General features: G+C 64.3%; 15 protein-coding genes. 3 read left to right on the forward strand and 12 right to left on the reverse strand.

Going from position 1 to position 18,999, the window contains the following annotated elements; all coding sequences use genetic code 11:
• Window positions 1–9: 9 nt before the first annotated feature.
• Window positions 10–897, forward strand: a complete 888-nt coding sequence (uraD, locus tag SO139_RS31540) for a 2-oxo-4-hydroxy-4-carboxy-5-ureidoimidazoline decarboxylase (protein ID WP_498541150.1) — start codon at window positions 10–12, stop codon at window positions 895–897.
• Here uraD and SO139_RS31545 read toward each other — a convergent pair.
• Entirely contained in the window at window positions 894–3,620 is a 2,727-nt protein-coding gene (locus SO139_RS31545) for a molybdopterin-dependent oxidoreductase (protein ID WP_498541151.1), read from the reverse strand. The genes uraD and SO139_RS31545 overlap by 4 nt on opposite strands.
• Window positions 3,617–4,444: an FAD binding domain-containing protein gene (locus tag SO139_RS31550; protein ID WP_498541152.1), complete on the reverse strand. Its 828-nt coding sequence runs from the start codon at window positions 4,442–4,444 to the stop codon at window positions 3,617–3,619. Before SO139_RS31550 ends, SO139_RS31545 begins: the two co-directional genes overlap by 4 nt.
• 140 nt (window positions 4,445–4,584) lie before the next feature.
• Here SO139_RS31550 and SO139_RS31555 point away from each other — a divergent pair, with 140 nt between their 5' ends.
• Window positions 4,585–5,931, forward strand: coding sequence for an 8-oxoguanine deaminase (locus SO139_RS31555; RefSeq protein WP_498541153.1), 1,347 nt, complete (start codon window positions 4,585–4,587; stop codon window positions 5,929–5,931).
• Between the two features lie 109 nt (window positions 5,932–6,040).
• Here SO139_RS31555 and SO139_RS31560 read toward each other — a convergent pair whose 3' ends face one another.
• The 4 genes from SO139_RS31560 to SO139_RS31575 form a co-directional block, all read right to left on the reverse strand.
• Window positions 6,041–7,117: a BMP family ABC transporter substrate-binding protein gene (locus tag SO139_RS31560; protein ID WP_449383028.1), complete on the reverse strand. Its 1,077-nt coding sequence runs from the start codon at window positions 7,115–7,117 to the stop codon at window positions 6,041–6,043.
• Between the two features lie 73 nt (window positions 7,118–7,190).
• The gene (locus SO139_RS31565) at window positions 7,191–8,108 is read right to left on the reverse strand and encodes an ABC transporter permease (protein ID WP_449383029.1); all 918 of its coding nucleotides are present in this window, start codon (window positions 8,106–8,108) and stop codon (window positions 7,191–7,193) included.
• Complete coding sequence (locus tag SO139_RS31570) at window positions 8,095–9,186, reverse strand: ABC transporter permease (protein ID WP_449383030.1); 1,092 nt, start codon at window positions 9,184–9,186, stop codon at window positions 8,095–8,097. Before SO139_RS31570 ends, SO139_RS31565 begins: the two co-directional genes overlap by 14 nt.
• Window positions 9,170–10,741, reverse strand: a complete 1,572-nt coding sequence (locus SO139_RS31575; RefSeq protein ID WP_498541154.1) for an ABC transporter ATP-binding protein — start codon at window positions 10,739–10,741, stop codon at window positions 9,170–9,172. The genes SO139_RS31570 and SO139_RS31575 overlap by 17 nt, the downstream gene beginning before the upstream one ends.
• Before the next feature lie 568 nt (window positions 10,742–11,309).
• Between SO139_RS31575 and SO139_RS31580 the strand changes: the two genes are divergently transcribed.
• Complete coding sequence (locus tag SO139_RS31580) at window positions 11,310–12,416, forward strand: hypothetical protein (RefSeq protein WP_498541155.1); 1,107 nt, start codon at window positions 11,310–11,312, stop codon at window positions 12,414–12,416.
• A gap of 190 nt (window positions 12,417–12,606) precedes the next feature.
• Here SO139_RS31580 and SO139_RS31585 read toward each other — a convergent pair whose 3' ends face one another.
• From SO139_RS31585 to SO139_RS31610, 6 genes are read right to left on the reverse strand one after another with little or no spacing between them, the layout of a single operon-like run.
• A complete protein-coding gene (locus SO139_RS31585; protein ID WP_498541156.1) occupies window positions 12,607–13,092 on the reverse strand; it encodes a nucleoside deaminase in 486 nt (161 codons plus the stop codon).
• A 13-nt stretch (window positions 13,093–13,105) separates the two neighbouring features.
• Complete coding sequence (locus SO139_RS31590; RefSeq protein ID WP_498541157.1) at window positions 13,106–14,638, reverse strand: ABC transporter ATP-binding protein; 1,533 nt, start codon at window positions 14,636–14,638, stop codon at window positions 13,106–13,108.
• Complete coding sequence (gene biuH / locus SO139_RS31595; RefSeq protein WP_449382043.1) at window positions 14,635–15,318, reverse strand: biuret amidohydrolase; 684 nt, start codon at window positions 15,316–15,318, stop codon at window positions 14,635–14,637. Before biuH ends, SO139_RS31590 begins: the two co-directional genes overlap by 4 nt.
• An 11-nt stretch (window positions 15,319–15,329) precedes the next feature.
• Window positions 15,330–16,256, reverse strand: a complete 927-nt coding sequence (locus SO139_RS31600; protein ID WP_449382044.1) for an ABC transporter permease — start codon at window positions 16,254–16,256, stop codon at window positions 15,330–15,332.
• 1 nt (window position 16,257) lies between these two features.
• Window positions 16,258–17,370 (reverse strand): ABC transporter permease, encoded by a 1,113-nt coding sequence (locus SO139_RS31605; protein WP_449382045.1) that lies wholly within the window; start codon window positions 17,368–17,370, stop codon window positions 16,258–16,260.
• Window positions 17,367–18,479 (reverse strand): BMP family ABC transporter substrate-binding protein, encoded by a 1,113-nt coding sequence (locus SO139_RS31610; RefSeq protein ID WP_498541158.1) that lies wholly within the window; start codon window positions 18,477–18,479, stop codon window positions 17,367–17,369. Before SO139_RS31610 ends, SO139_RS31605 begins: the two co-directional genes overlap by 4 nt.
• Window positions 18,480–18,999: the final 520 nt, after the last annotated feature.

Here is an 18,999-nt window from a genome sequence, read left to right on the forward strand (position 1 = left end):
CGGGCGGCGATGTCGCAACTGTCTCTGTCCGATCTCAACGCTGCAAGCAAAGCCGACTTCGTCGCGGCGCTCGCCAACATTTTCGAGCACTCGCCATGGATCGCCGAGCGCGTCGCGGATCAGCGGCCGTTTGCCGGGGTCAATCAGTTGTTCGCGGCGATGACGGCGGCGGTCGAAAGTGCCGTGGCAGAGTTGCAGCTCGCGCTGATCAAGGCACATCCTGATCTTGCCGACAAGACGCAGCGCGCAGCGGGACTGACCGCGGAATCCAATGCCGAGCAGAACAGCGTCGGGCTCGACCGCTTGTCCGACGCCGAATACATGGCGTTCGAACGCGTCAATAATGCCTATCGCGCAAAGTTCGGCATCCCCTATATCGTCTGCGTGCGCCGCCATACCAAGGATTCCATCCTGCGCGATTTCGAGCAGCGGCTGCCGAACGACGCCGAGACCGAGACAGGGCGCTCGATCGCGGAGATCTGCCGCATCGCCGCGTTGCGGCTCGATCAGCTCGTGATCGCCGACGATCGTCTGAAGGTGCACGGCCGGCTCTCGACCCATGTGCTCGACAATCACAGCGGCAAGCCTGCGCCGGGCATCGCGGTCGAGCTTGTCGAACTCGCTTCTCTCGGCGAAAGCCGCATCATCGCGCGCGCGGTAACCAACCATGACGGCCGTACCGATCAGCCGCTGATCGGCGGCCGGCCCTTGCCGATCGGCCGCTACGAGCTCCGCTTCAGCGTCGGCAAATATTTTGCCACGCGCGGCGTGCCGATGTCGGACCCGCCGTTCCTCGACGAAATTCCGCTGCGTTTTGCGATCAGCGAGCCCGAGGGCCACTACCACGTGCCGCTGCTGGTCACGCCCTGGAGCTATTCGACCTATCGCGGGAGCTAGGCGCCGAACTTTTCGTGCAGCGCCGGGAATAGCCGGTCTGGCTTGAACGGTGTCGATGTAAAACGAATGCCGGTAGCGTCCGCGATGGCGTTGCCGAGCGCAGCAGCGACCGGGTTGTACGGGCTCTCGCTCATCGACTTCGCGCCCATCGGTCCGATCGTATCGGACGTCTCGGCGAACAGCACTTCCGTGCGCGGCACATCGGCGAAGGAGGGCAGGTGATAGTCGCGGAATTTGGCGTTGATGATGCGCCCCTGCGCGTCGATCACCATCTCCTCATACATTGCCGCCCCCAGAGCCTGCGCTACGCCGCCCTCGACCTGGCCGCGGCATTGCATGGGATTGGCGACGACGCCGGCATCGGCGGCCTGCACGCTCCTGAGAATCTTCAACTCACCCGAGGCCTTGTTCACCGCCACGCGAAAACCCTGCACGTTGAACGCGACCGAGCGCGGCGTGCCCTGGGAATTGCCGCTCGCCGCGAGCACCTCGCCTTGCTCCCGTGCGTTCCTCGCGAGATCAGCAAAGGAGATCCGCCTGACACCGCTGACGACAGAATTGTCGTCAAGCGTGCAAATCGCGACATCGCACAGCCACGCTTCGGCCGCAGCAGCCTTCAACATGCTCGCAAGACGCTCCGCCGCCGCCTGCGTTGCCTTGCCGGCGACGAAAATGCCGGCGCTGCCATAGGCGCCGGTGTCGTGGCCGCCATGCGCTGTGTCGGATTGCTTGAGGTCGATGTTGTCGACGGTGGTCGCAAGCGCGCTGGCTGCGATCTGCCGGTGCACCGTGCTGGTGCCGTTGCCGAACTCGGCGGTGCCGACGGTGAGATCGAAGCTGCCGTCGCCGTTCAGCGTGATCATCGCGTCCGCGATATGCCCGGCGGGCGGCACGGTATCGATCATGGTCAGCGCAATGCTCTCGCCGATCAACCAGTCCGGCGACAAATCGGGCCGGGGCGCATCCGCTTGCATCGCGCGCTCGACCAGATCGAGGCACTGGTCGAGCCCGTAGGAGCCATAGGCGACGTCGTGATATTCCGACGGCGGCGGCGACAGCATGGGATCGCCGGGCCTGACGACGTTGCGGCGGCGGATATCGTACGGGCTGATGCCGAGCTGCCTTGCCAGTTCGTCGATCGCCGACTCGACCGCGAGCAATGCCTGCGGCAGGCCGTAGCCGCGATACGCGCCAGCCGGCACCGTGTTCGTGTAGACGACGACGCCATCGACCCTCTTGTTCGGGCAGTTGTAGACGCTGATGGACTCTCCCACCGCGTGGAACATCACGGCTCCGCCGTGATTGCCGTAAGCTCCGGTATTGGAGAGCAGGTCGAGCTGGAGCGCGGTCAGCCTGCCGTCCGCATCGGCACCGGCCTTGACGCGGACACGCATCGGATGTCGCGTCGAGGTCGCGATGAACTGCTCCTCGCGCGTCAGCTCGAGTTTCACAGGACGCCCGGTCTTCAGTGCCGCGAGGGCAAGGATGTCCTCGACGAACATCTCCTGCTTGCCGCCAAAGCCGCCGCCGACGCGCTCGCAAAACACGCGCACCTTGTCCATGGGAAGATCGAAAATGTTCGACAGCGCGCGGCGAGTGAGGAACGGCACCTGCGTGCTGGTGCGGACATTGAGGGCGCCGGACGCATCGAGCCAGGCCAGGCCGCCATGCGTCTCCAGCGCGGCATGCTGCACGCGCTGGCTAGCGAAAGTTCCCTCGTAACTGACGGCCGAAGCTGCGAACGCCGCCGCAACGTCACCGAACTCGCCATGGATCTCCGCCACGATGTTGCGCTGTGCATTCGCGACGCGATGTTCGATGCTGCGATCGGGATGCACGAGCGGCGCCCCGAGCGCCATCGCCTGCTCCGGGTCGATCACCGCGGGCAGGATGTCGTAGGCCACCTTCAGCCGGCGGCACGCTTCCTCCGCGGCAGCCTCGGTCTCCGCCACGACCGCGGCAACCTTCTGGCCGATGAAGCGGACGACGTCGTCGAGGATTCGCGTGTCCTCCGGGTCCATCCAATCCTTCTCGTGCCGCGCGGTCGAGAACAGCCGGTCGGGCACATCCTCGTGGGTCAGCACCGCGTGGACGCCGGGAATTTTCAATGCCGCGGACTTATCGATCGAAGCGATCTTCGCATGCGCATGCGGCGAACGCAGGAGCTTGATGTGGAGGAGGCCCTGGATCTCGGTGTCGAAAGTGTAGCGCGCCTCGCCGCGCACGATGTCGGGTCCGGCCGGCGCGGGAAGGCTGCGGCCGAACGCGCCGCCGGCCTCCACGGCATCGTCGACATTGGTCTTGCCGTCGAGCGCATCCGCGATCGCGCGATAGCCGGTGCAGCGGCAGATGTTGCCCTTCAGCGCCGCGCCGAGATCGGTGCGCTGCGCCTGGTTCAGCGACGCGCAGGTCAGGATCATGCCGGCGGTGCAGAAGCCGCATTGAAACGCCTGGGCGTCGAGAAAGGCCTGCTGCATCGGATGCGTGCCGCCGTCGCCGCCAAACCCTTCGATGGTGGTGATCGCGCGGCCCTCGGCGCGGAAGGCAGGGATCAGACAGCTATGCACCGGCTCGCCATCGAGCAGCACCGTGCAGGCGCCGCAATCGCCGGCGTCGCAGCCCTTCTTGACGCCGAAATGGCCGAGCTCGCGCAGGAAGGTTCGAAGGCATTGGCCCGCGCGTGGGTGTTCCGAAAACGGCTTGCCGTTGATCTCGAAGCTCATGGCCGCGCGCCATCCAGCAATTCGCGACGAATCTCCTCGGCAAGGTGCAGCGTCATATGCTTGCGCCAGAACGGCTTGCCGTGGACGTCGTCAAGATAGAGGCCGTCGATGATCTCGGTCACGATGGCTGCGCGCAATGCGTTCGCATCGGGCGGCTTCGGGAGGGACAGTCGGATCGGGCGCACGGTCGATGCAGTCACCGTCAGGTTCAGTCCACCATCGTCATCGAGGCTGCCGATCAACAGCGCCGCGGAGCGGCCGACCGGCGTTAACGAGATCTGGCGGAACGCCGAACGGCGCTTCAGTGCGGATAGGGGGATATCAATCTGCCGCAACAGATCGCCCGGCATCAGGCGGTTGCGCTGATTGCCGGTGATGAAATCGAGAACGGGAAGCTTCTGCTCGCCGCCGCCGGCCTTCCAGATCGTGCAAATGCCGTCGAGTGCTGACGTCAGCGAGATCATTGGACCTGCCGGCAGCGACATGCAGAGATTGCCGCCGACCGTTGCCGTCTTCCAGATCTTGAACGAGGCGAGGAAGGCGCGGCAGCATTGGCTGATCAGCGGTGCGGCGACCCAGTCGAGCGGACAGGTCAGCGCATCGAGCTCTGCGATGGTGCAGGTTGCCGCGATCGTCAGATAGGTGTCGGTGATGGTCAGTGCCGGCCATTTCAGGTCGGCGAGGTCGATCAGGCGGGACAGGTGGGCCTGCGGCTCCGAGAACAGCCAGGTTCCGCCCGCGAGCCAAGCATCACCTGCCGTCCAAACGGGCAGTTGCGCGCGGCTCTCCGGATGGGCCACCGACGTGATGGTATTCAAGTCCATGAGTACGCCAACGCCTTGAATCGGATCGATCGCTTGAAATGGAGTCTTGCAAGTCCGGAGCCAAGTCGCAACAAGGATGCAAGCAACTAACCTTCGCCTTGCGGGCGAGAATGCCGGCCGACGTCAGGAGAAACGGGATCATGGATAACGCAAAGCCGGTCTGGATCAAGGATCCGCTCGCCATCCTCGCCGGTGGTGCCGAGCGCGGCATCGTGGTGCAGGATGGGCGGATCATCGAGCTTGTGCCCGCTGGCGGTAAGCCCGCAGCGGACGCCGCGGCGTTCGAAGCGGGCGAACATGTCATCCTGCCCGGTCTTATCAATACGCATCACCACTTCTACCAGACGCTGACGCGCGCGCTGCCGGCGGCGATGGACCGCGAGCTGTTTCCCTGGCTCAAGGCGCTCTATCCGGTCTGGGCACGGATGACGCCGGAGGCGCTCCAGCTCGGCGTCACCGTGGCGATGTCGGAGCTGCTGCTGTCGGGCTGCACCACCACGACGGATCATCACTACGTCTTCCCCGCGGGCCTTGAAGATGCGCTCGACATCGAGGTCGCCGTTGCCAAGCGGCTCGGCGTGCGCGTGCTGCTCACGCGCGGTTCGATGAACCTGTCGCAGCGCGACGGCGGCCTGCCGCCTGATAGCGTGGTGCAGGACGAGGACACCATCCTCGCCGACAGCGCGCGGGTGGTTGCAAAGCATCACCAGCGCGGTGCGGATGCGATGGTGCAGATCGCGTTGGCGCCATGCTCGCCATTCTCGGTGACGACGTCGCTGATGCGCGCCACCGCCGATCTCGCCGACAAGCTCGACGTCCGCCTGCACACCCATCTCGCCGAGACCGAGGACGAGAACAGGTTTTGCGAACAGATGTATGGCTGCCGCCCACTCGATTATCTCGAGAAATGCGGCTGGCTCAATGCGCGGACCTGGCTCGCTCACGGCATCTTCTTCAATGCCGACGAGATGAAGCGGCTTGCCAAGGCGAAGACGACCATCAGCCACTGCGCCTGCAGCAACCAGCTTCTCGCGTCCGGCTGCTGCCCGGTCTGCGAGATGGAGGAGGCTGGCGTCGGCATCGGGCTCGGGGTCGACGGCTCGGCCTCCAACGATGCGTCCAATTTGATGCAGGAGGTGCGCTCCGCGTTCCTGCTCCAGCGTGCCCGCTATGGTGTGACGAGGATCAGCCACAAGGACGCATTGCGCTGGGCCACCAAGGGCTCAGCCGCCTGCGTTGGCCGTCCCGAGCTCGGTGAGATCGCGATCGGCAAGGCGGCCGATCTGGCGCTGTATCGGCTGGATGAATTGCGCTTCTCGGGTCATGGCGATCCGATTGCAGCGGTCGTGCTTTGCGGCGCGCATCGGGCTGATCGGGTGATGGTCGCAGGCAAATGGGTCGTGGTCGACGGGGCGATCCCGGGGCTGGATATCGCCGATTTGATCCGCCGCCACAGCGCTGCGGCCCGCGCGATGCAGGCAGGTTAGGCAGGTAGGATAGAGAAGAGGGGGCAACCACCATTGCCGGGTATTGGTGGCTACCCCCTCCGAACCTCCTCCGGGAGGAGCAGGTGATTTTAGCAATGCAAGAAGCGTGCTACTTGCCCGGCACCTTGTCGTCGATGCCCTTGACGTAGAAGTTCATGCCGAGGATCTGGCCGTCATCGAGGTGATCGCCGCCCTTGCACTCGACTTCCTTGCCGTCCTGCCCGACGACCGGGCATTTGAACGGATGCAGCTTGCCTGACGTGATCGCGGCTTGGGCATCCTCTGCCATCTTTTTCACGTCGTCGGGCATGTTGGTGTAGGGCGCCATCGCGAACATGTGGCTGTCGAGCCCGCCCCAGGTGTCCTCGGACTTCCAGGTGCCGTCGAGTTCGGCCTTGACGCGCGCGATGTAGTAGGGACCCCAGGTATCGAGGATCGAGGTGAGCTGCGCCTTGGGCCCGAACTTGATCATTTCGGAATCCTGGCCGAAGGCGAGCTTGCCGCGCTCGGCAGCGATCTGCATCGCCGCCGGCGAATCCGTGTGCTGCATGATAACGTCGGCGCCCTGGTCGAGCAGCGCCTTGGCGGCGTCGGCCTCCTTACCCGGATCGAACCAGGTGTTGGCCCAAATGATCTTGACCTTGATGTTCGGGTTGATGGTCTGCGCCGCGAGGATCGTCGCGTTGATGCCGGAGACGACCTCGGGAATCGGGAACGAGCCGATATAGCCGAGCACACCGGTTTTCGACATCTTGGCGGCGATCAGGCCCTGGATGTACCGCCCCTGATACCATTTCGACGAATAGGTCGACATGTTCTTGTCGCGCTTGTAGCCGGTGGCGTGCTCGAAATGCACGTTCGGATATTTCTTCGCGACCTTCAGCGTCGGGTCCATGTAGCCGAAGGACGTGGTGAAGATCAGCTTGTTGCCGGCGCGGACGAGCTGCTCGATGGCGCGCTCGGCGTCCGGGCCCTCGGGAACATTCTCGAGATAGGTAGTCTCGATCTTGTCGCCCAATTCCTTCACGAGCGCCTCGCGCGCCTGCTCGTGCTGATATGTCCAGCCGAGATCGCCAATCGGGCCAAGGTAAATGAAGCCGACCTTCAGCTTGTCGGCAGCGGAGGCGGCGCCAATGCTTCCGGCAAGCAAGAGCCCGGCAGCCAGCGCAAGAAGTGTTTTCCTCATCATCAATCTCCAAACAGTCGGGGAAAGCCACACCGCAACGTGCGCGCCCCATCGCGCACGAAGCGGAAGTCCATCAACGATCGGGCACGAACACGGTGCCGAGCGCGGCCGGCGCGGTCGATCCGCCGGTGCGTGCGCGCGACAAGAGAACCAGGACGATCACGGTTGCCAGATACGGCAGCGCCGACATGAACTGCGAGGGAATGCCAATGCCCCAGCCCTGAGCGTGCAGTTGCAGGATGGTCACCGCGCCGAACAGGTAGGCGCCGACGACGAGGCGCCCCGGCCGCCACGATGAGAACACGACCAGCGCGAGCGCGATCCAGCCGCGGCCAGCAGTCATGCCGGGAATGAAGAACGGCGTGTAGGCGAGCGGCAGATAGGCACCGGCAAGTCCCGCGCAAGCGCCGCCGAACATCACCGCAAGGGTGCGGATGCGCAGCACGGGATAGCCGAGCGCATGCGCGGAGACGTGGTTGTCGCCGCAGGCGCGCAGGATCAGCCCGGCTCGCGTCCGATAGAGGAACCACCATACGCCGACGATCAGCGCGATCGAGAGATAGACGAAGGCATCCTCGCCGAACAGCACGCGGCCGATCAGCGGAATGTCGGTGAGGATGGGAATGTAGAGATGCGGCGCCGGCGTGATGCGCTCGCCGACGAAGCCGGCACCGATCAGGCCCGAGAGCCCGATGCCGAGGATGGTCAGCGCGAGCCCGGTCGCAACCTGATTGACCGCGAGACCGAGCGCCATCAGCGCGAAGACCAACGACATCAACGTACCCGCAATGATGCCGCAGATTGCGCCAATGATGATCGAGCCCGTGAGCCACGCACCCGCAAAGCCGCAGGCCGCGCCCATGATCATCATGCCTTCGACGCCGAGGTTGAGGACGCCGGAACGCTCGGTCACGAGCTCGCCCGTCGCCGCGATCAGCAGCGGCGTCGAGGCGGCAAGCACCGACAGGATGATGGCTTCAACCAGTTCCACGGGCCACCTGACGGTTCGGGAAGACCAGCCGGAAACGGTAGAGGATCAGGGAATCGCAGGCGAGCACGTAGAACAGCAAAATCCCCTGGAAAACTTTGGTGACATCAAGCGGGATCTTCATTGCGATCTGGGCCTGCTCGCCCCCGATGAAGGTCAATGCGAGAAAAAGGCCTGCAATTAATATTCCAATCGGATTCAACCGGCCGAGGAAGGCGACGATGATGGCGGTAAATCCGTAACCGGGCGAGATGCCGGGTTGGAGATGCCCAACCGGGCCGGCAACCTCGATGATGCCGGCAAGACCGGCCAGCGCGCCTGAGACGGCGAAGGTCAGGATGATCAACTGGTTGGCGTTGAAGCCGCCGAACCGCGCCGCGCGCGGCGCAGCGCCGACCACACGGATCTCGAAGCCCTTGATGGTTCGTCCCAGCAGCACCGCCGCTGCCGCTACGATCAGGAGTGCGATGATCGAGCCGAGATGTAGCCGCCCGCCTTCGATCAGCACCGGGACTGTCGCCACGGGATCGAATTCCGCAGTGGTTGGGAAATTGAAACCGTGCGGATCGCGCCACGGGCCACGGACGAGATAGTCGAGGAAGAGGTCGGCAACATAGACCAGCATCAGGCTGGTCAGGATTTCGCTGGCGCCGAATTTCACCTTGCAGATGGCCGGGATCAGGGCGTAGAGCGCGCCGGCGACGGCACCAAGCAAGAGCATCGCCGGCAGCACCCAGACCCCGGCGTCCGTGCCTTGCGTCTTCACCGCGATCCAGCTTCCGGCGACTGCGCCAATCAGGAACTGGCCCTCGGCGCCAATGTTCCAGGCATTGGCGAGATAGCAGAGCGACAGCCCGATCGCGATCATCACCAGCGGCGTCGCCTTCACCGCGATCTCCTGGAGGGAGTAGCCGTCGGTCAATGGTGCGATGAAGTACGCATGGAGAGCAAGGAGCGGATTCTTGCCGAGGACCGCGAACAGGATGCTCATCGTCACGATCGTCAGGCCGATCGCGATCAGCGGCGAGACCAGCGCGATCGTGTTGGAGCGCTCGGTGCGCTTCTCAAGCACGAGCTGCATGCGCGACCTCCTTCTGGTCCAGGCTGCTGCCGCCCATCAGCAGGCCGAGCTTTTCACGCGTCGCTTCGCTGGCCGAGAGCGGCGCCGAGAGCCGGCCGTGGAACATCACCGCGATACGGTCGGCGATCTCGGCGAGCTCGTCGAGATCCTGGCTCGTCACCAGGACGGCCGCGCCGCTGGCGGCGAGATCCAGCAGCGCCTGGCGGATGATGGCAGCCGCGCCTGCATCCACGCCCCAGGTCGGCTGACTCACCACCAGCACGGCCGGGTTGCGCAGGATCTCGCGGCCGACGATGAATTTTTGCAGATTGCCGCCGGAGAGGCTTGCCGCTTCCGGATCGCGCTTGGCCTTGCGTACGTCGAAGGTCTCGGTCGCCTTGTCGACCGTTTTCAACGTCGCCGCCGTATCGATGAAGCCGTGCCTGACCATGCCGCTGGCGGCGTGGCCCGTCAGCAATGCGTTCTCCGACAATCGCATGCGCGGCGCGGTGCCATGGCCGAGCCGCTCTTCGGGCACGAAGGCCGCGCCCAGCTTGCGGCGCTGGGTGATCGACAAATGGCCGGCGGCGATGCCTTCGATCACCACCGTGCCGGGATCCTTCGACAACCTCTCGCCCGACAGGGCGGCGAAAAGCTCGTCCTGGCCGTTGCCAGCGACGCCTGCGATGCCGAGGATCTCACCGCCCTTGAGCTCGAGCGAGATGTGCTCGAGGCGCACGCCGTGCGGCTCGTCGGGCACAAGCGTGAGATCGTTGACGACGAGCCGCGGCACAGTGGTCTGCCTGCCAGTCGCGGCCCTGACCTCCTTGATCTCGCCGCCGACCATCATGCGCGCGAGCGAGGCCGCCGTCTCTTGCCGCGGATTGCAGGTCGCGACCTTCTTGCCACCGCGCAGGATGGTGGCAGTGTCGCACAGCCGCTTCACCTCTTCGAGCTTGTGGCTGATATAGAGGATTGCGCGGCCTTCCGCCTTGAGGCGTTCGAGCACGATGAATAGCTGGTCGGCCTCCTGCGGCGTCAGCACGGCGGTCGGCTCGTCCAGGATCAGGAATTTGGGATTTTGCATCAGGGCGCGCACGATCTCGATGCGCTGCCGCTCGCCGACCGACAATTGCCAGACCTCGCGCTTTGGATCGAGCGGCAGGCCGTAGGTCCTCGAAACCTGTTCCAGCCGCGCCGACATGTCCTTGTAGGACTCCTTGCCATCGAGCCCGAGCGCGACGTTCTCGGCGACGGTGAGATTCTCGAATAGCGAGAAATGCTGGAACACCATGCCGATGCCGCGGCTGCGGGCTTCCGACGGGCCGGACAGCACGATGCGCTCGCCCTGCCAGCGAATCTCGCCGGCGCTTGGCTGGATCAGGCCGTAGATCGCCTTGACCAGCGTCGACTTGCCGGCGCCGTTCTCGCCAAGCAGGGCGTGGATCTCTCTGGGGAAGATATCAATGTCGATCGAGGCGTTGGCGAGGAAGTCGCCATAGCGCTTGGTGAGCCCGATCGTCTGGAGCAGCGGTGGCTCCCCGGTATGCGGGCTGTTGGGCATCGCGTCTGACATTCGCCGTCACGTGGGTCGAGTAAAGTGCCTCTGCCTCAATAGTGGGCTAGTTTGATCCGCCGCGTAAGTAGCGAAAAAACGTCATGCCTTGCTCAACGCTTCGGCAAACGAGAGGATTCGCCATCCATTCGCGATTCTCGAGCGACAGTTCTAGCGAGTCCGTAGTTATGCGGTAAGTGTCTGTTGCAAATTTGTGACGGTTCAAGCCCAATCGGAACCGCCCTGTGCAGCCTTGATGCCAAGTTGGGCAACCGACGCGTTTCGCTTTGTACGCTTTGCGCAGACGCGGCGACGCCGCGGGTCCGGGCTCAGCGTGTCGGTTTTTGCCGCGCACAAAAGGCAAAGAAAAACAATCGGGAAACTCTGGCAGGGGCTCGCGCAACGCGCGCAAGCGAAGCGCGAGGCCGGGCATCGAAGCGAGCGAAAAAGTCCTGATCCTCGCGCGCCTTCTGCCGAAACCTGCAGCAGGCGCTGAAACAAGTTGAGGCTTCTCACCTCCAGGGAACGGCGCAAGTGTCGCGCCCGACGGGGCTTGATTTCTAAAGCTTCAATTTTGGGGGTGTTCAGGATGTCGTTTCGTTTCACGGCAATTGCAGCAACGGCGCTGTCTCTTGCTACGCTAGCCACCGGCGGCTTGGCTCACGCGGCGGACCTTCCAGTCAAGGCCGCCAAGAAGACAACGGACCTTCCGTTCTTCCTGGTGATCGACGACCGGGTGTCGTTCTCGTATATGCCGAAGGGCACCGACCCCGGCATGTGGAGCGTGCGCCCGGATGGTTCGATCGACGGCAAGACGCCCAAGCAGGTCTACTCCTTCACCCACTTCGATCTCTGGGCCTACGGCACCAACTTCTTCACCATCTCGATGTTCAAGTCGGGTCATAACGACCCCGCCAGCCCTTGCGTTGCGCCCGGCGTGACCATCACCGGCGGCGCTGCCGACTGCGCCGGCGCGACCGAGATCTACGGCCTGTTCCGCTCGACCTTCGGCTGGAACGAACTATTCAACACCAAGGCCTTCACCGCCGGCCCGCTGCACAACGTCTCGTTCGAAGTCGGTATGGACGGCAACACCGAGAACAACTTCCTTGCGCCCGCCAAGCGCGACGTCGTCGCCGGTCTGCAGTTTGCCTTCGATCTTCCCTACAAGGGCTACATCAACGTCGCGCCCTTGATGTACTGGGAGTTCTCGAACCACAACGCCTTCACCCAGTGCGGCCTGTTCGTCGCCGGACCTGCGGGCGTCGTCTGTAACTCGGACGGCAATGTCAGCTACAATCCGACCTGGGCGGTCGAAATCAACTACTACATGGACCTCGGCTTCCTGCCGCCGAACATGCAGTACTGGTCGATCAGCGGCCGTGCCGGATGGTATGGACCAAAGGGCGACTCGAACGGCCTTCCTGCGCTCTCGGGCGTCGGCCGGTTCTCCACCGCGTCCAAGACCGAGCTGAACAGCGAACCGATCCGCCTGACCTTCGACGCCTCGAAGGCGGCGTGGGGTGACAAGTACTCGCACTTCGTCGATCTCTGGGTCGCCTATCGCTACTGGCAGAACAAGTTCGGCCTCGATCACAACGCCATGCCCGGCGTCTGCACCGTCGCCGCCACCGGCCAGAGCACCAAGAGCTGCACCGAGTCCACGGTCTATGGCGGTGTCACTGTGAAGTTCTGATCGGTTGAAGTCTTCCAAGGTTCGGATGGCGCCGTGCAGGAATGCGCGGCGCCATTTGGGGGTTTTGGCGGAGAATCGTAGGGTGGGCAAAGCGAAGCGTGCCCACCACTTCTGCTCTATTGCATTCAGATGGTGGGGACGGCGCGAGGGCGCCTTTGCCCACCCTACGAGTCCGAGTTTGTGGAGATTGCTACCTCGTCCACACGCCGTCGTGCAGGGCTTCGGCTTCGTTTTCCAGGAGCGGGCCGACGACCTCGGTTCGCCGCTGGCCGCTGACAAAGACCTCGCGGCAGGGCAGATCGAGGGTCGGGTTCTCCGGGTGGTTGCCGGTGACGCCGCGCAGGCGATGTTCGCTGAGCCCATAGACCACGCGGCCGATGCCGGCCCAGTAGATCGCGCCGGCGCACATCGCGCAGGGCTCGGCGGAGGAGTAGAGCGTCGCCTTGGCGAGCACCTCACGACCCAGCGTCCGGCAGGCCTGCGTGGCGGCGAGGCGCTCGGCATGCGCGGTGCCGTCATGGTCCGGCATGTAGCCGTTTTCGGCCTCGATCAGCACCTTGCCGTCCGCGTCGACCACGAGGCAGCCGAACGGGTGGTTGCCATGGGTGAGGGAGCGGCGGGCTACCTCAAACGACAGGCGCAAGAAGTGCTCGTCGTGTTCCGATGCGCCGCTCATCGCTGCTCCGCTGTTAGTGTCCCGCCATATGACGGCCGACCACGGTGAGGTCGGCTTCGCTGGTCCGTGCTTCATACACGAATTCGCCGTGGAACATCACAACCAACCGGTCGGACAGCTCGAGCAATTCGTCGAGATCCTCGCTGACCAGCAGAACCGCCGCGCCGCGATTGCGCGCGGCCATGATCTCGGCGTGGATTTGCGCCACCGCCGCGAAATCGAGGCCGAAGCAGGGATTGGCCGCGATCAGCACCTCGACGTCGCCGCCGAGCTCGCGCGCCAGCACCGCGCGCTGCACATTGCCGCCTGACAGCGCCGAGATCGGCGTCTCCGGCGTGCGCGTCTTGATCTTGTATTGCGCGATCTTCTTTCGGGCGTCGTCGCGGAATGCGCCGCGGTTGAGCCACCAGCCGAGGCTCGCAAAGGGCGCGCGGTCGAATTCGCGGAAGGCGATATTGTCGGCGACGCTCATGCCGCCGACGCAGGCGTTCTTGAGCGGTTCCTCCGGCAATAGTGACATCTTGTGCTGGCGCATCTCCTCGCGGCGTGCGTGATAGGGATCGCCGGCGACGCGGATTTCGCCGCTCTCGGCGTCGCGCTGGCCGGCCAGCACCTCGACGAGCTGGCGCTGGCCGTTGCCGGAGACACCGGCGATACCGACGATCTCGCCGGCGCGTACCGTAAGGGAAACGTCGTGCACTGCGATCGCGCCGGCATCGTCGCGTGCGCGGACCTTTGCCAGCTCCAGCCGCGCCTGGCCTGTTTCGCCGGTGCGCGGCGGCTGCACGGTCAACTCTTCGGCGCCGATCATGGTGCGCGCCATGGCGTCGGGCGTGAGCTCGGCAACCTTGCCTTGGCCGGCGAGCTTGCCGCGCCGCAGGATCGTCACCTCGTCGGCGAACGCCATGACCTCGCGGAACTTGTGCGTGATCATCAGGATCGTCAGCTCGCCCCTGACCACCATGTCGCGGAGCATGCCGAGTACCTCGTCGGCTTCGGCCGGCGTCAGTACGGAGGTCGGCTCGTCCAGGATCAGGAAGCGCCGCTTCAGATAGAGCTGCTTGAGAATCTCGCATTTTTGCCGCTCGCCGGCGGAGATGTCGGAGACTTTTGCGTTGAGCGGCACCTTGAACGGCATCCGCGCCAGAAACGCTCCAAGTTCCTTCTTCTCCTTACTCCAATCCACCACTGCCGGAACGTCGTCGCGCGCGAGCACGAGATTCTCGGCAACCGTCATCGCCGGCACGAGGGTAAAATGCTGGTAGACCATGCCGAGCCCGAGCGCGTGGGCATCCCTGGGATTGCCGATCGCCTGCTGGCGGTCGCCGATCAGGATGTCGCCTTCGGTGGCGTGGTAGTAGCCCATGATGCATTTGACGAGCGTCGACTTGCCCGCGCCGTTCTCGCCGAGCAGCGCGTGGAAGGAGCCGGGACGCACCTTAAGCTCCACCTTGTCCAGCGCCAGGAAATCGCCGAAGCGCATAGTCATGGCGAGGGCATCGACGCCGAAGGCGCCGCTAGGCGGAGGTATTTCGCCGATGATCACGAGATCACCCCGATGAAGGCGTCAGATGTCGCGACCGCGCCGAACACGCCGCCCTGCATCTTGATCATCTTCAGCGCATGGTCATGGTTGCCCTTGTCGGTCGCGCCGCAGCAATCGTGCAGCAGCACGCATTCGAAACCGCGGTCGTTGGCCTCGCGCATGGTGGTGTGGACGCAGACGTCGGTGGTGATGCCCGTCAGCACGATGTTGTCGATGCCGCGCACGCGCAGGACCAGCTCGAGATCGGTGGCACAGAACGAGCCCTTGCCGGGCTTGTCGATGATGGGCTCACCCGCCATCGGCGCCAGCTCGGGGATAATCTCCCAGCCGGGCTCGCCACGCACGAGGATACGGCCGCATGGGCCGGGGTCGCCGATCCCGGCGCCGATCTGCCGCGAGCGCCAGCGCTTGTTGGCGGGCAGATCAGAGAGATCGGGCCGATGGCCTTCACGGGTATGTATGACGTGGAATCCCTGCTTGCGCATCACTGCGAGCAGCTTCTTGAGCGGCTCGATCGGCGCTCGCGTCAGCGACAGGTCGTAGCCCATCTTGTCGACATAGCCGCCGACGCCGCAGAAATCGGTCTGCATGTCGATGATGATCAGCGCCGTGTTCTCGGGGCGCAGATCGCCGTTATAGGGCCAGGCGTAGGGCTCGGACTTGATGTGACGCTCGGGCATGAGTTCGCTTCCTAGCGGGTAATCGATAGTTCAGCCGGCGCGCCCGTCAGCGTGCGCTTCGGCGAGCAGGTGATGATCATGATCGCCAGCGTCAGGATGTAGGGCGCGGCGTTGAAGAGGTGATAGCCGGAGGTGACGCCGACCGATTGCAGCGCGGGGCCGAGCGCCGCGGCGCCGCCGAAGGCGAGCGAGGCCCACAGGCACAGCATCGGATCCCAGCGCGCGAAGATCACGAGCGCAACCGCCGTGATGCCTTGGCCGGAGGAGAGGCCCTCGTTCCAGCTTCCGGGATAGAACAGCGACAGGAACGAGCCGCCGATGCCGGCGAGGAAGCCGCCGACCATGGTGGCGCGCAGCCGGATCAGGAGCACGGAATGGCCCATCGCGCGCGCCGCATCCGAGCTTTCGCCGGCGGTGCGGATGAGGAGGCCCCAGCGCGTGGTGCGGAAGGCCCAGTAGAGGATCGGCGCAAGCGCGACGCCGATCAGGAACATGACGTTGATGCGCAGTGCCGCGCGCACCTGAGGGATGTCGCTCCACCAGCCGAAGTCGATTGCGGGCAGCCGCGGCGCGGTCGGCTCGATCAGCGGCTTGCCGAGATAGAAGGCGAGGCCGGTACCGAACAGCATCAGCGCAATGCCGACCGCAATGTCGTTGACGCGCGGCAGCGAGCAGATGCCGGCATGCAGTGCGCCAAGCAATGCGCCGGTGACGCCGGCTGCAAGGACGCCGAGCCACGGCGAGCCGGAGAGATAGGAAATGCCATAGGCGCTCATCGCGCCCATGACCAGCGTGCCTTCGAGGCCGAGGTTGATGCGGCCGGAACGCTCGGTGATGCATTCGCCCAGGCTCACGAACAGGAAGGGAGTGGAGACGCGAATGGCGCCGCCGAACACGGCGAGCGGCACGGTCCAGAGTCCGATCGAGGCATCTGCCATCTCAGGACTTCTCCTTGAGAAAACCGATGCGGCCGTAAAGCGCATCGCTTGCCAGCACGAAAACGAAAATGATGCCTTGCAACACCAGCACGGACGCATCGGGCAGCCCCAGGCGGCGTTGCAACAACCCGCCGCTGGCGCTGATGCCGCCGAGCAGGATCGCCACTGGAATGATCGCAAGCGGATTTTGCCGCGCGAGGAAGGCGACCAGTATGCCGGTGAAGCCATAGCCCGCGGCGAGATTGGCGTTGGCGCGGCCCTGCACGGCCGCGACCTCGACCATGCCGGCGAGCCCCGCCGCGCCGCCGGCGAGGAAGCAGATTATGAGGATGAGCTTGTTGACGCCGAGTCCAACGATCTTTGCGGCCCGGATGTTGCCGCCGGCAACTCGCGCGGCGAAGCCGAACACGGTGTGGTAGATCAGGATGTAAGCGGCGATTGCGGCAGCCAGGCCGAAGACAAGGCCCCAATGCACGTCGGTGCCGGGGATGCTGCCGATCATGTTGACAGCGCCGATCTCACGCGTCGACGGCTTGTTGAGGCTTGCGGGATCCCGCATCACGCCTTCGACGAGATGGTTGAGGATGGCGAGTGCGATATAGACGAGCAACAGGCTCGAGATCGTCTCGTTGACGCCGCGATATTGCCGCAGCGCGCCGGACAGCATGATCCACAGTCCGCCGCCGATCACGCCGGCGCAGACCATCGCAATCTGGACCACGAGCGGCGGTAGGCCTTGCAACGCCAGTGCCGCGCTGGTTGCCGAGAGCGCGCCGATCAGCAGCGCCCCCTCGCCGCCGATGATGACCATGCCGAGCTGCGCGGGCAGCGCTGTGCAGAGCGCGGTGAGGATGAGCGGTGCTGCGCGTGTCAGCGTGTTCTGCCAGGAGAACCAGGTGCCGAACGCGCCCTGGTACATGTAGAAATAGAGGTCGAGCGGGTTCTTGCCGAACAGCGCGACGAAAATGCCGAACACCGCGAGCGCGCCGACCAGCGCCGCGCCTGGGATCAAGATGTACTCAATGCTCGCGCCGTGGCGCTGGAGGAAGCCCGCGTCAGCGACCGGGGCGACGGCCCCGACCGCACCGACGGGATCCGCCGCTTCCGTTGTCACGAAGTCGCTCCGATCACGCCTTCGACGAGGTAGTCCATCTTCTCGAGTTCGGGATCCTTCTGGCCGCGCTCGGTGCCGGCGGCAATTACTGTCTTGCCCTTGTTGTCGAGCAAGCCGCCCTTGAAGATGGCAAACCCGTCCGCAGACAGGAATTTGGCCTTGGCCTCCTCGGCCGCTTTGCGTGCCTCGGCCGACACCGCTTCGCCATAGGGAGATACCTTCACGATCTCTTCTTTCAGACCGCCGCGGTAGAAGTTCGGGATCTCTTCGCCGGCGGCGATCATCTTGACGAACTTCGGATAGAGCGCCTCCCAATTCCACTCGGCGCCGGTGAGATACGCCTTCGGCGCCAGCGCCGACTGGTTGCAGTGATAGCCGCAGACCATTGCGCCGCGGCGCGCGGCGTTCTCGACCATGGTCTTGGGACCGTCGACGTGACAGGTCAGGACGTCGACGCCCTGGTCGATCAGGCTGTTGGTGGCCTCGGCCTCCTTGACCGGCATCGACCAGTCGCCGGTGAAGATCACCTGCGTGGTGGCCTTCGCATTGACGGACCTGGCGCCAAGCGTGAAGGCGTTGATGTTGCGCAGCACCTGGGGGATTGGCTTGGCTGCGACGAAGCCGAGCTTGCTACTCTTCGAAGTCAAGCCAGCGACGATACCGGAAATGTATTGGGCTTCGTCGATATAACCAAAATAACTACCGGCGTTCTTCGGATCCTTGTCGGTCCAGAGGCCGCCGCAGTGCTCGAAGCGCAGCTTCGGGTACTTGGTCGCCATCTTGATCATGTGCGGGCTGTAGTAACCGAACGAGGTCGGGAAGAGCAGGGTAGCGCCATCGAGATTGATCATGGACTCGATGGTCTTCTCGACCGCATCGGTCTCCGGTACCTTCTCTTCCTCGACCACCTTCAGGCCCGGTATCTTCTTCAGCGCCGCCGCGCCCTGCGCGTGCGCCTGGTTGTAGCCATAGTCGTCGCGCGAGCCGACATAGATGAAGCCGATCGTCGTCTCGGCCGCGAAAGCCGGGCGGACACCGACTGCCGCTCCCAAGGAGAGCGCCGCGCCACCCTGCAACAAATGCCGTCGTGAAATCCTGCCAAGATCCATTGGATGCTCCCTTTGGCGGTGGTCCGCCCCTCTCTCGCGGCCACCGCCAGTCGGGGGCAGCCGGAATACGATGTCGCAAGCTTCGTGCCAGAGGTTATTGAGCAAGCAGGAGCGATTAACCCGTTATAAAATAAAGGCTTTGTTCCGGGGTCGAATCTTGGGCAGATGCCTGGGAGGCTAAATTATAGGCAGTATCACGACATTGTATGCAATGTAGTTAAGCAGTCTGAACCGACTTCCCCTTCGACTATCCGTCTGCCGGATGGCGCTGTCGGCGCTGCATTCATGCTAACCAATCCGCGAGTCGGGCCCTGCGCGTGAGGCGCGCGCTGGCACCGAACTTGTATCGATGGTCGTCGGGCCTCGCTTGAGAGGTTGCGGCCCGGAGGATGGAAAGTTTGAGCGAGATGGCTCCTGATATCGCCGTTCAAAATGGCTCGCTCGGCGAAGGGATCGTGCGTCGCATCAACGAGCTCGGGGTCATCTCGGAGGACGCGGACAAGCTCACGCGGATCTATCT

Source organism: Bradyrhizobium sp. UFLA05-89, from assembly GCF_059803475.1.

Coding starts and splice junctions, on each gene's coding strand:
- uraD (WP_498541150.1), top strand. CDS start 10: ATGTCGCAACTGTCTCTGTCCGATCTCAACGCTGCAAGCAAAGCCGAC.
- SO139_RS31545 (WP_498541151.1), bottom strand. CDS start 3,620: ATGAGCTTCGAGATCAACGGCAAGCCGTTTTCGGAACACCCACGCGCG.
- SO139_RS31550 (WP_498541152.1), bottom strand. CDS start 4,444: ATGGACTTGAATACCATCACGTCGGTGGCCCATCCGGAGAGCCGCGCG.
- SO139_RS31555 (WP_498541153.1), top strand. CDS start 4,585: ATGGATAACGCAAAGCCGGTCTGGATCAAGGATCCGCTCGCCATCCTC.
- SO139_RS31560 (WP_449383028.1), bottom strand. CDS start 7,117: ATGAGGAAAACACTTCTTGCGCTGGCTGCCGGGCTCTTGCTTGCCGGA.
- SO139_RS31570 (WP_449383030.1), bottom strand. CDS start 9,186: ATGCAGCTCGTGCTTGAGAAGCGCACCGAGCGCTCCAACACGATCGCG.
- SO139_RS31575 (WP_498541154.1), bottom strand. CDS start 10,741: ATGTCAGACGCGATGCCCAACAGCCCGCATACCGGGGAGCCACCGCTG.
- SO139_RS31580 (WP_498541155.1), top strand. CDS start 11,310: ATGTCGTTTCGTTTCACGGCAATTGCAGCAACGGCGCTGTCTCTTGCT.
- SO139_RS31585 (WP_498541156.1), bottom strand. CDS start 13,092: ATGAGCGGCGCATCGGAACACGACGAGCACTTCTTGCGCCTGTCGTTT.
- biuH (WP_449382043.1), bottom strand. CDS start 15,318: ATGCCCGAGCGTCACATCAAGTCCGAGCCCTACGCCTGGCCCTATAAC.
- SO139_RS31600 (WP_449382044.1), bottom strand. CDS start 16,256: ATGGCAGATGCCTCGATCGGACTCTGGACCGTGCCGCTCGCCGTGTTC.
- SO139_RS31610 (WP_498541158.1), bottom strand. CDS start 18,479: ATGGATCTTGGCAGGATTTCACGACGGCATTTGTTGCAGGGTGGCGCG.